At 73.9% G+C, this 19597-nt stretch carries 16 protein-coding genes; 9 read left to right on the top strand and 7 right to left on the bottom strand.

The genetic code is table 11. The annotated features are described in order from the left end of the window. The first annotated feature begins 8 nt into the window (after positions 1-8). Both coaE and ACIQK6_RS13935 read left to right on the top strand, forming a co-directional pair. Positions 9-617, top strand: a complete 609-nt coding sequence (gene coaE, locus ACIQK6_RS13940; RefSeq protein WP_329103129.1) for a dephospho-CoA kinase — start codon at positions 9-11, stop codon at positions 615-617. A gap of 118 nt (positions 618-735) precedes the next feature. Further along, on the top strand, positions 736-1152 hold the full coding sequence (locus tag ACIQK6_RS13935; protein WP_329103131.1) for a tetratricopeptide repeat protein: 417 nt from the start codon (positions 736-738) through the stop codon (positions 1150-1152). Position 1153: 1 nt separating this feature from the next. On the opposite strand, the gene ACIQK6_RS13930 is transcribed toward ACIQK6_RS13935, so the two are convergent. After that, on the bottom strand, positions 1154-1414 hold the full coding sequence (locus ACIQK6_RS13930; protein WP_327386053.1) for a DUF6343 family protein: 261 nt from the start codon (positions 1412-1414) through the stop codon (positions 1154-1156). A 42-nt stretch (positions 1415-1456) separates the two neighbouring features. Further along, on the bottom strand, positions 1457-2107 hold the full coding sequence (locus ACIQK6_RS13925) for a hypothetical protein (protein WP_329103133.1): 651 nt from the start codon (positions 2105-2107) through the stop codon (positions 1457-1459). Between the two features lie 188 nt (positions 2108-2295). On the opposite strand from ACIQK6_RS13925, the gene ACIQK6_RS13920 reads away from it, so the two are divergent. The 4 genes from ACIQK6_RS13920 to ACIQK6_RS13905 all read left to right on the top strand — a co-directional run bounded on the left by ACIQK6_RS13920 (position 2296) and on the right by ACIQK6_RS13905 (position 12920). After that, the gene (locus tag ACIQK6_RS13920) at positions 2296-3615 is read left to right on the top strand and encodes a helix-turn-helix domain-containing protein (protein WP_402694865.1); all 1320 of its coding nucleotides are present in this window, start codon (positions 2296-2298) and stop codon (positions 3613-3615) included. Between the two features lie 98 nt (positions 3616-3713). Further along, a complete protein-coding gene (locus ACIQK6_RS13915; RefSeq protein ID WP_402694864.1) occupies positions 3714-6578 on the top strand; it encodes a DEAD/DEAH box helicase in 2865 nt (954 codons plus the stop codon). Then, positions 6575-7792 (top strand): SWIM zinc finger family protein, encoded by a 1218-nt coding sequence (locus ACIQK6_RS13910; RefSeq protein WP_402694863.1) that lies wholly within the window; start codon positions 6575-6577, stop codon positions 7790-7792. The genes ACIQK6_RS13915 and ACIQK6_RS13910 overlap by 4 nt, the downstream gene beginning before the upstream one ends. A 220-nt stretch (positions 7793-8012) precedes the next feature. Continuing rightward, positions 8013-12920, top strand: a complete 4908-nt coding sequence (locus tag ACIQK6_RS13905; RefSeq protein WP_402694862.1) for a DUF3320 domain-containing protein — start codon at positions 8013-8015, stop codon at positions 12918-12920. Here ACIQK6_RS13905 and ACIQK6_RS13900 read toward each other — a convergent pair. Beyond that, positions 12910-13449, bottom strand: a complete 540-nt coding sequence (locus tag ACIQK6_RS13900) for a hypothetical protein (protein ID WP_329103143.1) — start codon at positions 13447-13449, stop codon at positions 12910-12912. The two genes, ACIQK6_RS13905 and ACIQK6_RS13900, sit on opposite strands and share 11 nt — an antisense overlap. Before the next feature lie 163 nt (positions 13450-13612). Between ACIQK6_RS13900 and ACIQK6_RS13895 the strand changes: the two genes are divergently transcribed. After that, positions 13613-14296, top strand: coding sequence for a chaplin (locus ACIQK6_RS13895; protein ID WP_329103145.1), 684 nt, complete (start codon positions 13613-13615; stop codon positions 14294-14296). Between the two features lie 6 nt (positions 14297-14302). Here ACIQK6_RS13895 and ACIQK6_RS13890 read toward each other — a convergent pair whose 3' ends face one another. Beyond that, positions 14303-14995 carry a DUF2293 domain-containing protein gene (locus ACIQK6_RS13890; protein ID WP_329103147.1) on the bottom strand — a complete coding sequence of 231 codons (693 nt, stop codon included), beginning with the start codon at positions 14993-14995 and terminating at the stop codon, positions 14303-14305. A gap of 139 nt (positions 14996-15134) precedes the next feature. On the opposite strand from ACIQK6_RS13890, the gene ACIQK6_RS13885 reads away from it, so the two are divergent. Further along, positions 15135-15539: a cupin domain-containing protein gene (locus ACIQK6_RS13885; protein ID WP_329103148.1), complete on the top strand. Its 405-nt coding sequence runs from the start codon at positions 15135-15137 to the stop codon at positions 15537-15539. Here the strand turns inward: ACIQK6_RS13885 and ACIQK6_RS13880 are convergent. Next, positions 15492-16946, bottom strand: a complete 1455-nt coding sequence (locus tag ACIQK6_RS13880; RefSeq protein ID WP_329103150.1) for a WGR domain-containing protein — start codon at positions 16944-16946, stop codon at positions 15492-15494. The genes ACIQK6_RS13885 and ACIQK6_RS13880 overlap by 48 nt on opposite strands. Positions 16947-17039: 93 nt before the next feature. Here ACIQK6_RS13880 and ACIQK6_RS13875 point away from each other — a divergent pair, with 93 nt between their 5' ends. Then, positions 17040-17687: a uridine kinase gene (locus tag ACIQK6_RS13875; protein ID WP_329103152.1), complete on the top strand. Its 648-nt coding sequence runs from the start codon at positions 17040-17042 to the stop codon at positions 17685-17687. 44 nt (positions 17688-17731) lie between these two features. Here ACIQK6_RS13875 and ACIQK6_RS13870 read toward each other — a convergent pair whose 3' ends face one another. Further along, entirely contained in the window at positions 17732-18631 is a 900-nt protein-coding gene (locus ACIQK6_RS13870) for a PfkB family carbohydrate kinase (RefSeq protein WP_329103154.1), read from the bottom strand. Further along, a complete protein-coding gene (locus tag ACIQK6_RS13865; RefSeq protein WP_329103156.1) occupies positions 18628-19560 on the bottom strand; it encodes a pseudouridine-5'-phosphate glycosidase in 933 nt (310 codons plus the stop codon). Before ACIQK6_RS13865 ends, ACIQK6_RS13870 begins: the two co-directional genes overlap by 4 nt. Between the last annotated feature and the right edge of the window lie 37 nt (positions 19561-19597).

Below are 19597 nucleotides of genomic sequence, written 5' to 3'. Positions count from 1 at the left end.
TGCGGGGCATGCTGAAAGTAGGCCTGACGGGCGGAATCGGTGCCGGCAAGAGCGAGGTCTCGCGACTGCTGGCGGGGTACGGGGCGATCGTCGTCGACGCCGATCGGATCGCGCGCGAGGTCGTGGAGCCCGGTACGCCGGGGCTCGCGGCCGTCGTGGCGGCCTTCGGGGAGTCGGTGCTGACCGCGGAGGGGACGCTGGACCGGCCGAAGCTGGGGTCCATCGTGTTCGCGGACCCGGCGAAGCTCCAGACCCTCAACGCGATCGTGCACCCCCTGGTGGGGGCCCGGTCGGCGGAGCTGGAAGCCGCCGCGGGGACCGACGCGATCGTGGTGCACGACGTACCGCTGCTCGCCGAGAACGGCCTGGCACCCCTCTACGACCTGGTCGTGGTCGTGGACGCGGCCCCGGCGACCCAGCTGGCACGGCTGACCGCGCTGCGCGGGATGGTCGAGGAGGAAGCGCGGGCCCGGATGGCCGCACAGGCGACCCGGGAGCAGCGGCTCGCGGTGGCGACCCTCGTGATCGACAACGACGGGCCGCTGGAGGCGTTGGAGCCGCAGGTGCGCACGGTGTGGGACGAGCTCAGGGCGCGGGCGGCGGGCGGGGCCGCCTGACGGGTCCTGCTGACGGGTCCTGCTGACGTGTCCGCCTGACGTGTGCTTCTGACGTGTGCATGGAATAGCGGGTGGGGCGGGGGCGTTGAACGCGCCCGGAGAGGGAAGGATTTCGAACGTGTCCGAGACCACGCGCCCCACCCCGTCCAGCCCGGAAACCCACGTCATCGACTACAGGGCCGCCGAGCAGCTGCTCGCCGCCCGGGACCCGCGCGGCGCGGTCAAGCTGCTCGACTCGGTCATAGCCGCCCACCCGGAGAACACGGCGGCGCGGCTGCTGCGCGCCCGGGCCTTCTTCGCGGCCGCGCAACTGCGGCCGGCCGAGCTGGAGTTCGAGCTGGTCCTGGAGCGTGAGCCGGACAACGCCTTCGCCCACTTCGCGCTGGCCCGTACGTTCGAACGCTCGGGCCGGCCCGAGCAGGCGCGCAAGCACTTCCGCCTCGCCGCGGCCCTCGACCCGCGGCCCGACTACCTGGCGGCGGCCCGGTTCGACGGCCCGGCCGCAGAGGGCCCGGCCGGAGCCGACCCGGCCTGAGTCACCGGCTGCGAGGCGGCACGTACGGAGGGATGTCCGGGCCGGGCTGGTAGTGGGGCCCCTGGTGGATGTGGCGCACGATCATGCACAGGTCCACGACCACGACCACCGCCAGCGCCCCGCAGGCGGCCGCCCATCCGGGACGGCCCACCAGCGAGAACAGGGCCGTGCCGGCGGCAGCCCAGACCAGGCCCCAGACACCCAGCCAGAACCGCAGCCGCAGCGGACTGCGCGCGGTCACCGGCTCATTCCCGGAACGCATGGCCATCGCCTCTCCTCCGTCCATGGTCCCACCCCGGCCCGGTCAGGGGTTGAGCTTGTTCACGGCCTTGGTGGTCGTCTTCTTGAAGGCGGCGACCGGGGCGTGGGACAGGTCGCCCATCTCGCCCCACTGCACGACGGTCACGGTGGAGCCGTCGCGCCCGATCCCGTACAGGTGCACGCCCGGCTCGGATTCGGGGATCGAGGTGTGGACCCCGTAGACGTGCGCGCCCTCCTCGACGGGGAGGGCGCCGTAGTCCTGCCAGGAGGCGGTGCCGCCCGGAGTCGCCCGCAGCCAGTCGGCGGCGCAGGCGGCGACCTTGCGCTCCAGGACGCCGGCGAGCTTGGCCGCCGCGGAGGGCGAGGAGGACCGTACGGAGACCTGCACGGCGCCGGTGTCGTACTCGGTGCCGAAGACGCGGTGCCAGCTGCCCGCGGCCGGGAGCACGCCCTCCAGGCAGAACGGCGCGGACTCGGGCAGCCCCGCGGTGACCGCCCCGGGGTACCAGGGCGAGGTGGGGTGCGGCGGAAGGTCGGTGCCGGCCAGGAAACCGGGCGCGGTGGCGGCCGCGGCGGAGGTGGAGGTGGAGGCGGTCAGGACGAGTGCGGCTGCCGCCGCGACGAGTGCGGTGGTGAGCGCGGTGGCGGTGGCGGTGGCGGTGGCGGTGCCGGAACGTCGGACACGTCGGAACATGGTCGGTTCTCCCCGTGAGTGCCGTGGTGGTGTGTGCCTGACGAGCCTGTTCCCCGGACGGCGTGGCGGGCGACGGATCACGGCGAATCCGGGACGCTGGAACGGCCGTACGCGCCGTCACCTGGGGGAACACCTCATGCATGGAACGCGGTCGCGGGACGCGGTACGCGCAATGGGGGGGAGAGAGCGTGAGCGAGGCCGAGGATTTCGCACGGCTGATGCGGGAGCTGAAGGAGCGTGCCGGGCTCAGCTACGGCGCCTTGGCGCGCCGGCTCCACACGAGTACGTCGACGCTGCACCGGTACTGCAAGGGGGAGGCGCTGCCGGCGGAGTTCGCGGTGGTGGACCGCTTCGCGCGGGCCTGCGGGGCGACGCGGGAGGAGGCACTGGACCTGCACCGGGCGTGGCTGCTGGCGGACGCGCGGCGGCGCGCGGGGGCCGGGCCGGTGGCGGAGCCGCAGCCGGTCCCTGAGCCCGTGCCGGAATCGGAGTCGGAGCCGGAGCCGGAGCCGACCGTGGTGGTGACGCCGGACCCCGAGCCGGGGCCGGTGGCCCGGGGTGCCTGGTACCGGCGGCGGGCGGCCGTGGTCACCGCCGCGGGGATGACGGCCGGGGCGGTGGCGGTGGCGCTGCTGGCCGCGGCCGGCCCCGGTCCCGGCGCACCGCATGCGGGCGGGAGCACGGGGACGGGCTCGGGTACGAGTGCGCGTACGAGTGCGCCGCCGTCCGCGGGATCGGGGTCCGCCCCAGCACCGGCATCGACGGGGGAACCGGAACCGACACCACCGGCTGAGGCGGCAGGGGCGGCAGGGGCGACCGATTCGGCCGGGGCGACGGCCGCGGCGCCCGGCCAGTCCTCCGCGTCACCGCCGGCGTCCGCCCCGGGCCGGGGCCCGGTCGTGCCCCTCAAGGCGGCGGTGCGGTCGCACGTGTGGACCGCGGGCTGTGATCACGCCTACCTCTCCGAGCGCGGTCCGGGATCGGTGCCCCCGCCACCCGTGGAGGCGGACGCACCCGCCTGGGCGACGGCGCAGCACGCCGTGCACGCCGGGACGCAGATCGTCGAGGTCACCCTGCACGGTACGGGCGGGGGCGCCGTGGTCCTGGAGGACCTGGAAGTACGGGTGGCCGCCCGTCGCAAGCCGCCGGCCTGGAACGTCTACCAGATGTCGCAGGGCTGCGGCGGCGGGCTCACCCCTGCCGCGTTCGCCGTCAATCTGGACGCGCCGCGCCCGCAGGCCCGGCCCGTCGCCGGGAACGACGGCGGCAACACGCTGCCCGCCCCCTCCTTCCCCCTGCGCGTCTCGGCGGCCGAACCGGCCGTCCTGCGGGTGGCGGCGGCCACCACGGGATGCGACTGCGACTGGTACCTCGACCTGCGGTGGACCGGCCCGTCCGGGTCGGGCACCCTGCGGATCGACGAGGGCGGGCGGCCGCTGCGCACGAGCGCCGCCACCGGCCGGCCCGTGTACGGGTACGCGCTGGAACAGGGCCGCTGGGCCCGCTGAACCGCAGGTCAGGGGCCGTTGTCGGTGGTCGCGCCTAAACTCGTCGGCAGAGGGGACCGGCAGATGTGCAGGGACACCGACGGGGAGGGGGACGCACCATGACACCGCAGCCGCAGCCGCAGCCGCAGCCGCAGCGCCCGTTGCTGCCGCAGGCCATCGCGTTGCTCCGCCATGCCGCGGTCTTCCTGCCCGCCGCCGTCCCCCGCGAAGGGCGGGTCGCCTTCTGGGCGCCCGACGGGGACGCCCTGCCCGAGGCGGGAGCGGCGGCGGCGCTCACCGTCGTACGCCCGCACGGTGACGGGGTCCGCAGCCGGACCGTGCCCGCGGTGACCTTCTCGGTCGCCGCCGCCCTGCCCCTGCTCGCACGGGCGCCCCACAGCCCCGCCGCGCATCCCGCCACCCGCGCCTGGGGCACCGCCGCCCGGCAGGCGCTCGCCCTCGCCGCCCGTGGCCGGCTCCTCCCCGGGCTCACCCCCGAGGGCGTCGACGCCTGGCGGGCCGGACCGCTCGACGCCGCCGACGTCGATCACCTCCGCGCGGTCGCCGCCGCACTGCCGCACGAGGGGTACGCGACGCCCCTGGCCGGCCGCCGTCCGCTCCAGCTGCCCGAACCGGAGGCACTGGTCCGGGCGTTCCTCGACGCCGTCGCCGACGGCCTGCCGCGCACCCCGGCCGCGGCCGTGGCCGCCGGGCGGCCGTTCGCCGCGCAGGAACCGCAGCCGGTGCCGGGGATACAGGACTGGGCCGCGCAGGTCGCGGCCGGCTCCGACACCGGCGTCGGGATCTCGCTCCGCCTCGACCTGTCCTCCTTCCGGCTCTTCGACGAGGCCGAAGAAGCCGACACCCGGCGCGCCGGAGCCGCCGTCGTCCAGGTGCACAGCCTCGCCGACCCGACCCTGATCACCGACGCCGGGCAGCTGTGGGCGGGCGCGGCGGCGGCCGGGTTCGGCCCGCGCGCCCGGATCGACGCCGTGCTCGCGCTGCGCCGGGCCGCGCGGGTCTGGCCCCCGCTGCTGCGCCTACTGGACCAGCCCGTGCCCGATGCGCTGGCCCTGTCCGACCCGGAACTGGAGGACCTGCTGGGGGTGGCCGGGAGCCGGCTGGCCGCCGCCGGGGTCCTGGTCCACTGGCCGCGCGAGCTGGCCCGCACGCTGTCGGCGACCGCCGTCGTACGGTCCACCGCCCCGGGTTCGGCGATCGACGGGACCGCCTTCTTCGACGCCGAGCACCTCTTCGCCTTCTCCTGGGAACTGGCGCTGGGCGGCGACCGGCTCACCCCGGGGGAGATGGACGCGCTGGCCCTGGCGCACCGGCCCGTCGTCCGGCTGCGCGACCAGTGGGTGCGGGTCGATCCGGAGCTGGTGCGCAAGGCGCGCAAGCGGGAGCTGGGCGTCCTGGACCCGGTCGACGCGCTGGCCACCGTACTGTCCGGGACGGCCGAGATCGACGGTGCGACGGTCGAGGCGGTGCCCGTGGGAGCGCTCGCCGCCCTGCGGGACCGACTGACGGGGGAGCAGACCCCGCTGCCGCAGCCCGCCGCCCTCAAGGCCACCCTGCGCGACTACCAGGCGCGCGGCCTGGCCTGGCTGGACCTGATGACCTCGCTCGGTCTCGGCGGCTGCCTCGCCGACGACATGGGCCTCGGCAAGACGGTCACGTTGATCGCGCTGCACCTGCACCGGGACCGGCCGGAGCCCACCCTCGTGGTGTGTCCTGCGTCCCTCCTCGGCAACTGGCAGCGGGAGATCGAGAAGTTCGCCCCCGGCACGCCCGTCCGCCGTTTCCACGGCAACAGCCGCGGCATCGAGGACCTGACGTCCTGCGCCGGCGGGTTCGTCCTCACCACGTACGGGACGATGCGCGCCAGCGCCGCCCTGCTCGCCGAACAGAGCTGGGGCCTGGTCGTCGCCGATGAGGCACAGCACGTCAAGAACCCGCATTCGGCGACCGCGAAGGCACTGCGCACGGTGCCCGCGCCGGCCCGGGTGGCGCTGACCGGAACGCCGGTGGAGAACAACCTCTCCGAGCTGTGGGCGCTCCTCGACTGGACCACGCCGGGGCTGCTGGGCCCGCTCACGACCTTCCGGGCCCGCCACGCCCGCCCGGTGGAGCACCAGCAGGAGGAGGACGGCGGCAACGAAGCGGCGGTCGCCCGGCTGTCCGCGCTGGTGCGGCCGTTCCTGCTGCGCCGCAAGAAGTCCGACCCCGGCATCGCGCCCGAGCTGCCGCCGAAGACGGAGACCGACCATCCGGTCTCCCTCACCCGGGAGCAGGCCTCGCTCTACCGGGCGGCGGTGGACGAGGCGATGGCCGTGATCGAGTCGAGCGAGGGCATGGAACGGCGCGGAATGATCATGAAGCTGTTGGCCTCGCTCAAGCAGATCTGCAACCACCCCGCGCAGTACCTGAAGGAGGAGCAGCCCCGGATCCCGCACCGCTCGGGCAAGCTCGCGCTGCTGGACGAGCTGCTGGACACGATCCTGGCCGAGGGCGGTTCGGTGCTGGTCTTCACCCAGTACGTGACGATGGCCCGCCTGATCGAACGGCACCTGCAAGCCCGTGGGATCAGCTCGCAGCTGCTGCACGGCGGGACGCCGGTGCCGCGCCGCGAGGAGCTCGTCGACCGCTTCCAGGCGGGCGAGGTCCCCGTCTTCCTGCTGTCCCTGAAGGCGGCGGGCACCGGGCTGAACCTCACCCGGGCCGGACACGTCATCCACTTCGACCGTTGGTGGAACCCGGCCGTCGAGGAACAGGCCACCGACCGCGCCTACCGCATCGGCCAGACCCAGCCCGTACAGGTCCACCGGATCATCGCCGAGGGCACCGTCGAGGACCGGATCGCCGAGATGCTGGAGGCGAAGCGGGCCCTGGCCGACGCCGTCCTGGGCTCCGGCGAGTCGGCGCTGACCGAGCTGACCGACCGCGAGCTGGCCGACCTCGTTTCCCTGCGGAGGCCCGGATGATCACCGCGCGGGACGACCGCCGTCGCACCTTCGAGACCGTGCCCGCCGGGGCCGAGGCGGTGAGTTGGTGGGGCCGGGCCTGGGTTTCGGCGCTGGAGGAGGTCTCCCACGACCCGGCCCGCCTGGCCCGGGGACGTACGTACGCCGACGGAGGACGCGTCAGCGCGGTCACCGTCACCCCCGGTCGGATCGTGGCGTACGTCCGGGGCAGCCGGCCCCGCCCGTACCGCACCGAGCTGACCCTGCCCGCCTTCGCCGACCCGGAGTGGGAGGACCTGCTGGAGACGGTCGCGGCCGACCCCGCGGCGCTCGCCGCCCTGCTGGAACGAGAGGTCCCGCAGTCGCTCGCGGGGGCCGTCCTGCCCGGCGCCGGCGAGCTGGTCCCGCACTGCTCCTGCCCGGACTTCGGGCGTCCGCCGTGCAAGCACGCGGCGGCCCTGTGCTACCGGGCGGCCCGGCTCCTGGACGAGGACCCCTTCGTCCTGCTGCTCCTGCGCGGCCGGGGGGAGCGGGAGCTGCTCGACGAACTCTCCCGTCGCAACGCCGCCCACGCCGCGCGCGAACAGCCCGACACGGCACCCGGCTTCCCCGGGGTTCCGGCCCGGGCGGCGCTCGCCCGCCCGAGCCTGCCTCCGCTGCCCGCGCCGCTGCCCGTGCCCGCCGCCGTGGGCCTTCCGCCCGCCTACCCGGCCGACCCGGCGGCGCCGGACCCGCTGGCCCTCGACCAGCTCGCCTCCGACGCGGCCGCCCGCGCCCTGGCCCTGCTGGCCACCGGCGAGGATCCGATCGCCGGGCTCACCCTGTGGCAGGACGCCGTCCGGTTGGCCTCCGCGCACCCCACGGCGGGGCTGACGGGCGCGGCCCGCGTCCTGTACCGGGACCTGGCCCGCGCCACCGGCCGCAGCACCACCGATCTCGCCCGGGCCGCGGCGGCCTGGCGCCAGGGCGGGCGCCCGGCCCTCGACGCCCTCGAAGAACCCTGGGACCCGCCGGCAGGGCCCTTCGACCGGGCCCGCCCGGCCCTCCTCGCCGCAGGCCAGGGTTCCTCCCGCCCCGACCGCAACCGCCTGACGATCCACACCCGGCAATTGCGCCTCGGCCGCGACGGCCTTTGGTACTCCTACGAGGACCGCCACGGCGATCAGGACTGGTGGCCGGTGGGCCGCCCCTCCACGGATCCCGTCGCCGCTCTCGCCCCGCGTGCAGATGCGTGAGCGGCTCCGGAACGGTCCGGACGTGCGGGGCCGAACGACCTGATCCGTGAGATCAGGACGTTCCGCGTGCCGGGGTGTGATTGGGTGATCCGGAACGTGACAAGCGCCGGGCTCTTCTGCCCGGTCCTGTCGATTTCTGCCCCGGAGGTACCCCCAGATGCACGGCCGGACGGCGCATGCCCAGCCTTTCGACACAGGTGCCGACCCGGGACAGGAGAGGTTGAGGGCCGTACTGGGTGGCTGGCGCGAGTCGCTCATCGACCTGGGCGGCCGCAACCGGCTGCTGAACTTCCGCCACACCAGGTCCTCCACGTTGGAGATCACCGCGCCCAGCGCCGGCCCCCTGTTGGCGCAGTTGGACCGCGGGTGGGACTTCGCTCCCGTCGAGGACGCCGAGGACGCCGAGCGGTTCGGGGAAGGGCCGTCCGGCGTCACCCTGGACAAGGCGCCGCGGGGGTCGGCCCGAGCCCGGTCGGCGGGCGGGATCCTCACGCAGAAGCAGACCCAGCAGGCCCTGGACAGTGTCCTGCGGCAGCTGCGCCAGAAGTCGAACCAGACCTTCAACGACTTCGGGCTGTGGGTGCTCTGGGTCGGCGTCGGAATGCTCGACTGGCGTGAAGAGGGAGCCCACGAGAGCAGCTCGGCGCCCCTCGTGCTGGTCCCGGTGCAGCTCGTGCGCGACCGGACGGGCAAGATCCGGCTGCAGGAAGCCGAGGAGCAGGACGCGGTGCACAATCCGGCGCTCGCCGTGAAGCTCGCCCAGCTCGGCGTCGACTGGACGCCCGTGGCGGACACCGACTGCCTCGACGCGGCCGCCGTGCTGGCCCGGGCCCGGACGGCCGCCGCGGGCCAGACCGGCTGGGTGGTCCGTGACAGCGTCGTCCTATCCATGTTCGCCGCTCACAAGGAGGCCATGTACCAGGACCTCAAGGAGAACGAGGCGGCGATCCTCGCCAGCCCGCTCATCCGGGCGATCGGGCTGGGACCGGATTCGGGCCTCCCGGACGACGTCATCGGTTTTGATCCGCCCGCGATCGAGCGGATCGACGAGGTCCAGCTGCCCGAGCGGACCCCGCTGGTCCTGGACGCCGACGCCTCGCAGCGCCAGTGCATCGCGGCCGCCATGGCGAACCGGTCGTTCGTGATGAGCGGCCCGCCCGGTACCGGCAAGAGCCAGACGATCACCAACATGATCGCGGCCCTGATGCACTCCGGCCGCACCGTCCTGTTCGTCAGTGAGAAGGCCGCGGCCCTGGACGTCGTACGCAACCGGCTGACCGACGTCGGCCTCGGGGACTTCGTCCTGGCCCTGCACAGCAGCGACACCAGCAAGAAGGCCGTGGCCCAAGAACTGGACCGTGCGCTGACGACCGAAGTGCGGGCCTCCGGGGCAGCCGAACACGAGCTCGACGAGGCCAGGCGGCTGCGCGAGGAACTGTCCGCCTACGCCGCCGCGATGAACGAGGAGCGGCAGCCGCTCGGCCGGACGCTGCACGACGTGTTGGGCCGGCTCGCACTGCTCGGCCAGCAGGAGGTTCCGCAGCTGACGCTCACCTCCGGGGTGGCCGCCGTCACCGACACGCTCAGCGCCGCCGCACTGCACGAGGTGCTCGCGGCCGCCCGCTCGGTCGCCCGGTCCTGGCGGCCCGTCGCGGAAGGCGACTCCTTCGCCTGGTGGGGGCTGCGTGACCCCGAGGCGACGGGAGGAGGCTCGGCGACCACGGCGCTCGCCGCTGCCGACGATGCCCTGCAGTCGCTCCGGGCGGCCGCGGAGCACAGGCCCCTCGCTGCCGACACACCCCTTCCCAAGACGGTCCGGGACGTCCGGCGGATCGCGGACGGCCTCCGCGCGGGGCTGCCCGTACGCACCTCGGGCTCGACGAACGCTCCGTTCGAGGACCACTCGCCCGTCATCGCACAGCTCGCCGAGGGCTTCGGCCTGGGTGCACCGCGGGACATCGGGTCCCTGCTCGCGCTGTTCGAGCTCATCGACCTGGAGGGTGCCGAGCACCGGCCCCTGCCGCACTGGTTCGACGCGGCGAACCTGCGTCAGGCGCAGGCCGCGGCGGAGCAGCTCAAGGCGGCTCTCGACGAGGAGGACGTGGCGCGCGGCGCGGCGCAGGACGTGTTCGGACCCCAGGTCCTGACCTACGGGGCCCTCGCCGATCTGGTGCGCCGGTTCGCCGAGGACCACCACGGGCTCACCGCCCGCTTCAAGGGGCAGTACCGGGCAGACCGGGAGGCGGCGACCGCCCTCACGGTGACCGGGGCCTGGGACAAGCGCCTGCCCGGCAGACTGGCAGAGGCGCTCGCCTGGCAGCAGGCACGTGACCGGGTGCTGCTGCTGACCGAGGAGCACCGGGAGCTGCTGGGCCCCTACCTGCCCGGTGGCGCCGACGGATTCGCGGCGCTCGACGAGGCTCTGGCCAACGCCGCCCGGATCGCGGAGCTCACCGCGGAAAGCAACGAACGCGGCGCCGTGTCCGACCGCCTCGCGCACGGAGCGGACACGGAGCACGGATACGCCGGGCTACAGGTCCAGGCCGTCCGCGGTGCCCTCGCCGACTGGTGCGATGCCGTGGACCTGCGCGCAGCACGGTGGACCGAGACTTCGGCGCGGCTCGCCGCGATGTTCGAGGACGGGCGCCGGCTGAAGCTGTTGCCGGCCCTGGGCGGCACGTTGGAGGAGGCCGCCCGCGCCCTCGCCGTCCTGGCGGCGGATCCGTCGGGCCCGGGGGAATGGCAGACGTACCGCAGTGCACTCTCGGTGCTGAGGGGCCGCGGGCTCGACGACCTCGTCTCCCGGGCCGCGGAGCGGGGCATCGACGCGGAGGACTTCCCCCCGGTCGTGGAGCGCGCCCTGCTCCAGCTCTGGGCCGACACGCTGCTCGCCGCCGACGGCAGGCTGCGTACGGCGCGTGCCGCGGAGCTCGACGCCCGGGTACGGAGCTTCCGCGAGGCCGACCGGATGCTGGTGGCCGCGGCGAGCGGCGCCGTCATCGCGTCGTGCAACAGCCGCAAGCCCAAGGCCTTTGGTGCGGGCGGGGCCTCGCTGATCCGCCGTGAGGCGGAGAAGAAGACCCGCCACCTGGCCGTGCGGGAACTCCTCGGCAAGGCACGGGAGGTGGTCCAGGCGGTCAAGCCCTGTTTCATGATGAACCCGCTCTCGGTGAGCCAGTACCTGCCGGCCGACTACCGCTTCGACGTGGTGATCTTCGATGAGGCTTCGCAGGTCAGGCCCGGTGACGCGGTCAACTGCGTGTACCGGGGCCGCTCCTTGGTCGTCGCCGGCGACGAGAAGCAGCTGCCGCCCACCTCGTTCTTCGACTCGGCCGTCGGCGACGAGGGCGATGAGTACGACGAGGAACTGCCGGACGCCTTCGAATCGCTGCTCCATGCGTGCAAGGCGGGCGCGATGCGCGAGCTTGCGCTGCGCTGGCACTATCGGAGCCGCCACGAGGACCTGATCGCCTTCAGCAACCGGTCCTTCTACGGCAACAGCATGGTGACCTTCCCGGGGGCGCTGGAACGCGGCCCCGACATCGGCGTGGAGTTCTTCAAGGCGGACGGCTGCTACGACAGGGGCGGGCGCCGGGACAACCGGCGTGAGGCGGAGGCCGTGGCGCAGCGCGTGCTGCACCACTTCGACACCCGGCCGGGCCGCAGCCTCGGTGTGGTGGCGCTCTCCCAGGCCCAGGCGACCGCGATCGACGAATGCGTGCAGCAGGCCCGGCTGGCCCGCCCGGACCTCGATCACTGCTTCACCGAGGACCGCCTCGACGGATTCTTCGTGAAGAACCTTGAGTCGGTCCAGGGCGACGAGCGGGACGTCATGATCATGTCGCTCGGTTACGGGCCGGACGAGCGGGGGGTGCTGGGGCTCAACTTCGGCCCCATCAACAAGGAAGGCGGCTGGCGACGACTCAACGTCGCCGTCACCCGCGCCCGGTTCCGCGTGGAGGTGGTCGCCTCGTTCCACGGATCCCAGCTCAAGGACGGCCCCAACGAGAGCGTGCAGCACCTCAAGCGCTACCTCGAATACGCGGAGAACGGGCCCGCGGTCCTCGCCAGGGACACCGTGGTGGCGGACGCCGAGCCGGACAGCCCCTTCGAGGAGTCGGTGCTGGCGGTGCTGCGCGACTGGGGGTACGAGGTGCAGCCGCAGGTGGGCGTCGCGGGCTACCGGATCGACCTGGGCCTGCGGCACCCGGCGGCGCAGGGCTCGTTCGCGCTCGGCATCGAGTGCGACGGGGCGATGTACCACTCGTCACGTGCGGCCCGCGACCGCGACCGGCTGCGCCAGCAGGTACTGGAAGGCCTCGGCTGGACCCTGCACCGGATCTGGGGCACCGACTGGTACCGCAACCGTCCGGAGGCGGAGCGCAGGCTGAAGGAAGCGGTCGATGCGGCGGTGGCGATCGACCCCTTCGCACGACCGGAGGCGGTTCGGGTACCTCAGGGCGGCACCCTCGGCGCGGAGGCGACGCCCGCGGTGACGGCGCCCGCGGAGACGCGAATCCCGGTACCCCGACCGGAGCCGGAGCGGATCTTCTTGGTGGACCGGGCGCCGGTGCGCGACTGGAGCACGCGGTACGTGCTCGCGGAGGTCCGCGTGGACGCCTGGGCGGTTCCGGAGTTTCACACGCCGGAAGCGCGTCCCGTACTGCGGAGGGTGCTGGCGCAGATCATCGAGGTGGAGGGGCCCATCCATCAGGACCTCCTGGTCCAGCGTGCGCGGGAGGCCTGGGGGCTCGGCAAGTCGGGCAGGCGGATGGTGGAGAACGCCCAGCAGGTGCTGGAGGCCCTGGTACGTGCCGGGATCGCGGAGTACGAGAGCGGCTTCGCGGACGTCGTCGGTCGGCAGCTGCGGGGTGCCCGCACACCGCTGGACGACCAACCGCGCAAGATCGCCCATGTTTCACCGGCCGAGCGGCAGCTGGCGATGAGGGAGCTGGCCCTGGAATGCCCGGGGATGACCACGGAGGAACTGCTCCAGCAGACTCGGGAGCTCTTCGGCTGGAAGCGCATGGGGTCCGACATCCGCAGCGCGCTCGAAGCGGACGTCAGGGACCTCCTCACCGGCGGCGGGCTCACGGGGACGCCGGACCGGCTGGTCGCTACGCGCTGAGCCCGGCGGCCCAGCGGGTCAGGGTGGTGAAGTCCCGGTCGCGCAGTCCGTGGCGCGGGTGGATGCGCAGCAGCAGGGCGGGGGCCGGATGGTGTGCGGCGACCCAGGCGCGGTCGCGCGGGGTGATCATGTCGTCGACCCAGGCGAAGGGCCGGCCGGCCGCCCAGTCGCGGAGGTGTCGGGTCTTCCACGAGAGGCCGTCGGGGTCATCGGCGAAGAGTTCGGGCCACTCGACGACGGTGAGGTCACCCGGCAACCCGATGTGCGGGGAGATCATCGTATTGGCCTGGTGGGTCCAGGCGGTGGCCCAGGTGAGCTCGAACGGCAGGGCCAGCAGCCGGGCGCCGTGGGACGGGTGGAGGCGCACCCGGGCACCGCGCCGGGCCCTGCGGGACTCCGGGTCGCGGTAGGAGAGCCAGACGTCGGGCCACATCCGGTGGCTCCGGTATCCGCGCAAACCGGCGAGGGGCGAGCGGAACGGGTTGAGGGGGCCGTCCACGTCGAGGAGGAGCAGCGGGCGATCGGTCATGAAGTGACCATTACCCAGTACACGATTGAGTGAAATGTCTACTGCCCCTATAACTCGAATGGGGTCAGAGCGTTGTTTCCGGTGCGGGGGCATTACCCGCGAACTCATCCGGAAGGCAGGGAAACTGATGCGTCACAGTCGTCGGAATGGCTTCATCGCGGCAGTGGTTGCGGGAGGCGGACTGGCGGTCGCGGGTGTGGGCGGGTTCGCCCACGCCGACGCGGACGCGAGTGGCGGGGCGGAGCGCTCGCCGGGACTGCTGTCCGGAAACCTCGTGCAACTGCCGGTGAACCTCCCGGTGAACGCGTGCGGGAACACCGTGAACGTGGTCGGCCTGCTCAACCCGGCCGCCGGGAACCGCTGTAGCAACGCGTCGTCGGGGGGCGGTGGTGGCCGGCAGTCCGGCGCCAGCTCGACGCATTCTTCGAAACCGGCAGGCGCCAACGGGGGCGGGGCGCACGCCCAGGGAAGCGGAAAGGATTCTCCCGGAGTGCTCTCCGGCAACGGGCTCCAGCTTCCGGTCGACCTCCCGCTGAACGTCAGCGGCAACTCCGTGAACGTGGTCGGCATCGGCAACCCCTCGCTGGGCAACACGTCCGTCAACGGCGAGCAGCCCACGGGCGGCAAGCCCGTCCAGCCGCCCGTCGTCGAGAAGCCGGTGACCCCGGTCGTCCCGGCCGTGCCCACCAAGCCGGTCACGCAGGTCACGCGGGTCACCCCGCCCGAGGCCCCGCGGCACGAGGCTCTCGCCCACACCGGGGCCGATGGCGTCGGATACCTGGTCCCCGGCGCGGGCGCGCTCCTCCTCGGCGGAGTACTCCTCTACCGCCGCTTCCGCCTCAACTGACCGGGGTCAGGCCGACAGGTCCGGATCCGGCGGGGCCGCGGGCCCCGGGGGCGGCGTACGCCACCCGTCCAGGATGGCGTCGATCCGCGGGGCCAGCCGGGCCCGGGCCGCGAACCGGTGGACACCCGCCATCAGCAGGGCGTCGTACTCGGTGTCGGTGTGCCGCACCGCCGCCCGGACCGCGACGGACACCGCCAGTTCGTTGAGGGCGCGGCCGGCCGCGGTGCGGCCCACCCGGCCGCTGCCGCGCACCGAGGCGTGGGTGGCGATCGCCACGGCCCGGTCGGCCGGACAACCGGGGAACAGCCGTACGATCTCGGCGGCGAAGGCCGCAGTGAAGCGGATGTCCTCGGCCGAACGCCGCCGCCGGTCGCGCTCCCGGCGGCGCGCCCGCGCCTCGGAGTCCGCGAGGCAGGCGCGCTCCGCGCGCGCCAGCGCGGCCTCCTCGACGAGGAGGCCCAGGCGCTCGTAGCGGTGCCGGCGCTTGTTGAAGCGCACGACGACGGCGCAGAGCGAACTGGCCTCGCGGGAGCGGCGGGTGAGCGCCGTGTCCCCCCGCGGGAGATAGACGAGATGGCCGAGATCCGTGCAGTCCAGGCAGCGGGGTACACCGGACTCGCGGACGAGGTGCCGGAGTGGGCCCTGCCGGCAGTCGGCGCAGTGGATCTGCTTCAGCGACTCAAAAACCACCAGGCTCATGGAGGTGTGATACCGCTGTATGACCCTCATATCACCTGGTGAAGAAGGTATGTTGATGTTTCGTTGACCGTTCCTGGATGCCCGGCGGCCCTTTTGCCGTGGGGCGGTGGACCGCAGGCGGTCCGTAGAGGGGGGTCACATGGGTGGGCAGCTGAAGATGACGGCACGTCCGGGCGGAGCAAGCGTCGCCACGGCCGCGACTGGCCGGGAGATAGTCATACCGCCGGGCGGCTGCACCGGCTGGCACTTCCACCGGGTCAGACTCGAGGCGGTGGTCATAGCCGGGACCCTGACCCGGGTCCTGCACGACCGCACCGTCGTGGTGCACACGACCGGGACCACCTTCGTGGAGCCCGCGGGCATAGGCCACCTCCACCTGGGCCACAACCTCGGCACCGAGCCGGTCGTGCTCCACGTCACGCCCGCGCTCCCGGTGGGGGTTCCCTTCGCGATACCCACCCCGGCACCGGCCGGTGCCACGCAGGCGGCCTGTCGCTCACACAAGCCGACGTATTTCTCCGCGGACCCGGTAGAAGCCCCCTGAGGCGGCGTGCAGCCCCTCGACCACGTACCGGGCGCCGGGCTCCCGTATCCCGCGCGGGAACTGGACGTTCCAGGAGGACTCAAAGCCCTCCGACACCACCTGCACCCGCATCCGGCCGCCCTGCTGGACGCACTCCACCACCACACCGCCAGCCGGTGAAGCGGCCACCGAGGCCATCGAAACCGTCGCCACCGCCGAGGCCGACGCGGCCGGGGTGAACACCGGGAGCGCCGCCGCCGACTTCACGTCCATGGGCGCGGGCACCGAGCCCTGCTGGGCCGCCGCGATCGCCTGCTCGGTCGCGTCCACGCAGACCAGCGACCCGTCCGTGGTGACGAGGTACAGCCGCCCGTCCAGGTACTGCATGGACAGCGCCGACCCGCCGCCCGTCCCCAGCTTCCACAGCCGTCGGCCGTCGGCGTCGAAGCAGTAGACCGAGGAGGAGGAGTCGCCGGCGAAGACGTGCCGCCCGTCGGGCGAGGTCGCACACGAGTACACCGCGGCGTCGCACGCGTAGGAGGCCTCCACCGCCCCCGTCGCCTTCGAGAGCCGCTGCACCGTGTTGCGGGCCGTACCCGCGTACACCGCCTGCTCCTCCTGCCAGCCGAACAGCACCCCGCCGGGGGTCTTGGTGTGCCACAACTGCCCGCTGCCGTCGGCCGCGTACGCCGTCACACCACCGCTGTGCCCGTGGAAGACCGCCCGCTCGTCCGCCCGGACCATCCAGGCGCCCGTCCCGCCGGACTTCCGCGACCACTGGTGCTCGTCCTCGTGGTCGATGACGGTCAGGCCGCCGTTCGCATCGGAGACGTTGAGCACGCCCTCGTGGATGTCGAGCCAGTAGATGTCCACGTCCGCCGCGATCGCGTAGGCCCCGAAGGGCACCTTCGACGACAGGTCGTACACCGTGCCGTCGTCACAGCCCGCGTATATCCAGAACTCGTCCGCCACCAGGCACTTCACCCCGTCCGGAAGCGAATACCGGGCGAGCACCTCACCGCCGTGGCTCAGCGTGTACACGTCGCCCGCCTGGTTGCCCACCCAGCAGCGGTCCTCGTCCACATGGATGCCGAAGGCCGACGAACCGGTCCGGAAGCGCCACAGCACCGGAGCCACCGCGCGCGCCGTCGAGGGCGCCGAGGCCACCTGGCGGCGGGTCACCGACCGGGCGGCGCGCTGCCCCTGCACGGCCGGGGCGTACCCCTTGCGCACCTTCTCCCCGATCTTCTTCGCAGCGGCCGCGCGGGCCTTCTCGGCGCTCGGGAAACCGGAGGTCTGCAGCTGGCCGTCCGCGCCGATGCGCCCGTACCGCACGGACACGGACGCGCCGTCGACCGTCACCTCGTAGAACTTGTGTGCCGCGCCGTCGTCCTGCGACAGCTCCAGATACGTCGTCTCCCGAGCCATGACAAACCCCTCCCCAAAGGCAGCGCCGCCGGCTCCCTTTCGGCCGGTGATCCCTCGTGAAAAACTCTAAGGCCCACCACTGACAATGGGCCCGTGCAGTGGGAAGCGATCACATGGCAGCGGATGGCCGAGCGGCTCGCCGGTCACCTCGACGACCCCGGCCGGGCCCCCGCGCCGGGCAGTTGGCAGCGGGTGGGCATCGACGGCGCCCCCGCCGCCGGGACCGGCGTGCTCGCCGGCGAGCTCGCCGAAGCACTGCGCCTGCGCGGCCACCCGTCCCTGGTGGTGCCGGCCGACGGTTTCCTGCGACCGGCCTCCCTCCGCTTCGAGTTCGGCCGGCAGGACGTGGACTCCTACCTCGGCGCCTGGTACGACACGGCCGCGCTCTGGCGGGAGGTCTTCGGCCCGACCGACCCCGGCGGCAGCGGGCGGGTCCTCCCGGACCTCTGGGACCCGGTGACCGACCGGGCGACCCGCAGTCCCTACGTGACCCTCCCGCCCGGCGGCGTGCTGCTCGTACACGGCCCGCTGCTGCTGGGCCACTGGTTCCCCTTCGACCTGAGCGTCCACATCCGGCTCTCCGCCGGCGCGCTCGCCCGCCGCACCGAGGAATCCGCGCGCTGGACACTGCCCGCCTTCGCGCGCTACGAGGCCGACACCGACCCGGGGTCGGCCGCCGACGCGGCGGTCCGGGCCGACGACCCCCGCCACCCCGCCTGGACCGGCATCCGGAGCCGCTGACGGGCCGGGACGGGCCGACCGACGGGCCGACCGGCGGGACGCCCCTACGGCCGACCGCCCGGCCGGGTCACCGCCAGGGCCGCCGCCCGGCATCCGGCACGGGCGGCCCCGGCCGGGTCCGCGCCCTCCAGCCGGGCCGCGAGGAAGCCCCCGGTGAAGGCGTCGCCGGCGCCCGTGGAGTCCACCGCCAGGGCCGGCTCCGCCGCGACCTCTGCGGTGACCCGGCCGCGTTCGGCGATCAGCGCCCCGGCCGCGCCGCGGGTCACCACCACCAGCGGCACCCGCCGGCTGAGCTCCGCGGCCGCCCGGGCCACCCCCGTCGGCTCCGGCAATCCGGCCAGCAGTCGGGCCTCGTCCTCGTTCGGCAGCAGCACGTCCACCCCCGCCACGGCGTCCAGGAAGCGCTGCGGCCCCAGCGCCGCCAGGAATCCGGCCGAGGCGGGGTCCACGCTCACCTGCACCCCCCGGGTCCGGGCCGCCCGCAGCGCGATCACGGCCAGCTCCCGGCTGCTGTCGGCGAAGAACAGGTAACCGGACAGGTGGAGATGGGCCGCCCCGTCCAGCAGGGAGGGGCTCCAGTCGGCCGGACACAGCCGCAGCGAGGCCCCGCTGTCGGTCAGGAACGTCCGCTCCGCGTCCTTGCCGACCAGCGCGATCACCGTCCCGGTCGGCTCCTGCGCGTCGACCACCAGCCTCGGCCGCACCCCCGCGTCCACCAGTGCCCGCTCGTGCCAGCGCGCCGACTCGGCGCCCACCCGCGCCAGGAGCCGTACCTCGGCGGTCCCCGTACGGGCCGCCCAGCAGGCCGCGTTGGCCCCGGCCCCGCCCGGCAGGGTCCGGATGCGGGCAGCCGTGTCGGTGGCCGGAGCAAGTGGCTCCGGATGTATGGCCACCACGTCCGTCACCACGTCCCCGACGACGAGCAGCGCCCCCGGCCCGGTCACGCCCGTGCCGCCCAGGCCCCCGCGATCCGGGCACCGAGCCGCACGTTGCCGCGCACCGCCGCCAGGTTCGCCTCCAGCGAGGCCCCGGCCGTCGCCCGTGCCAAGAACCCCAGCAGGAACGGCGTCACCGCCTGACCCGTGATCCCGCGCTCGTGGCACTCGGCGAGCGCCTGCGCCAGTACCCGGTCGTGCAGCTCGGGATCCAGCTGCTCCTCCCGCGCCACCGGATTGGCCACCAGCAGCGCCGAATCCGCACCGCCCAGCGCGTCCTGAGCGGCCATCACCGCGGCGACCTCCTCGGGCCCGTGCACCGTCCAGTCCACCGGCTCGCCGGAGTCGGCCAGATAGAACCCGGGGAAGCGGTCCGTTCCGTAGCCGAGCACCCCCACCCCCAGCGTCTCCAGCCGCTGCAACGTGCCCGGCACGTCCAGGATCGACTTCACCCCCGCGCACACCACGGTGATCCGCGTCCGCGCCAGCAGCGCCAGGTCCGCCGACTCGTCCTGCGTCTGCGCCCACTCCCGGTGCACGCCGCCCAGCCCGCCTGTCGCGAAGACCCGCAGGCCCGCCCGGGCGGCGAGGAAGGCCGTCGCGGACACCGTCGTCGCACCGGTCGCCCCCGTCGCCAGCGCGGGAGCCAGATCCCGGTGGCCGAGCTTGCGTACGCCCTCGCCGCCCGCGATCCGCTCCAGCTGCGCCTTGTCCAGGCCCGCGTGCGCCACCCCTTCCAGGACCGCGATCGTCGCCGGAACCGCGCCTTCCGCGCGCACCAGGGCCTCCAGTTCGAGGCCCACCGCCAGGTTGCGGGGGCGGGGCAGACCGTGCGCGATGATCGTCGACTCCAGGGCCACCACGGGCCTACCCCGGGCCAGCGCCTCGCGTACCTCTGCCGACAGGACCGGGATCTCAGATGCTCTGTGCTGTGACATGTCCCCATCCATGGCACGGGATTGGCGCCCCCAAACT

Source organism: Streptomyces sp. NPDC091682, assembly GCF_044756625.1.
Lineage (GTDB): Bacteria > Actinomycetota > Actinomycetes > Streptomycetales > Streptomycetaceae > Streptomyces.
Note: the sequence above shows the minus strand (reverse complement) of the source record. Positions and strands in the feature narration are given on the sequence as shown.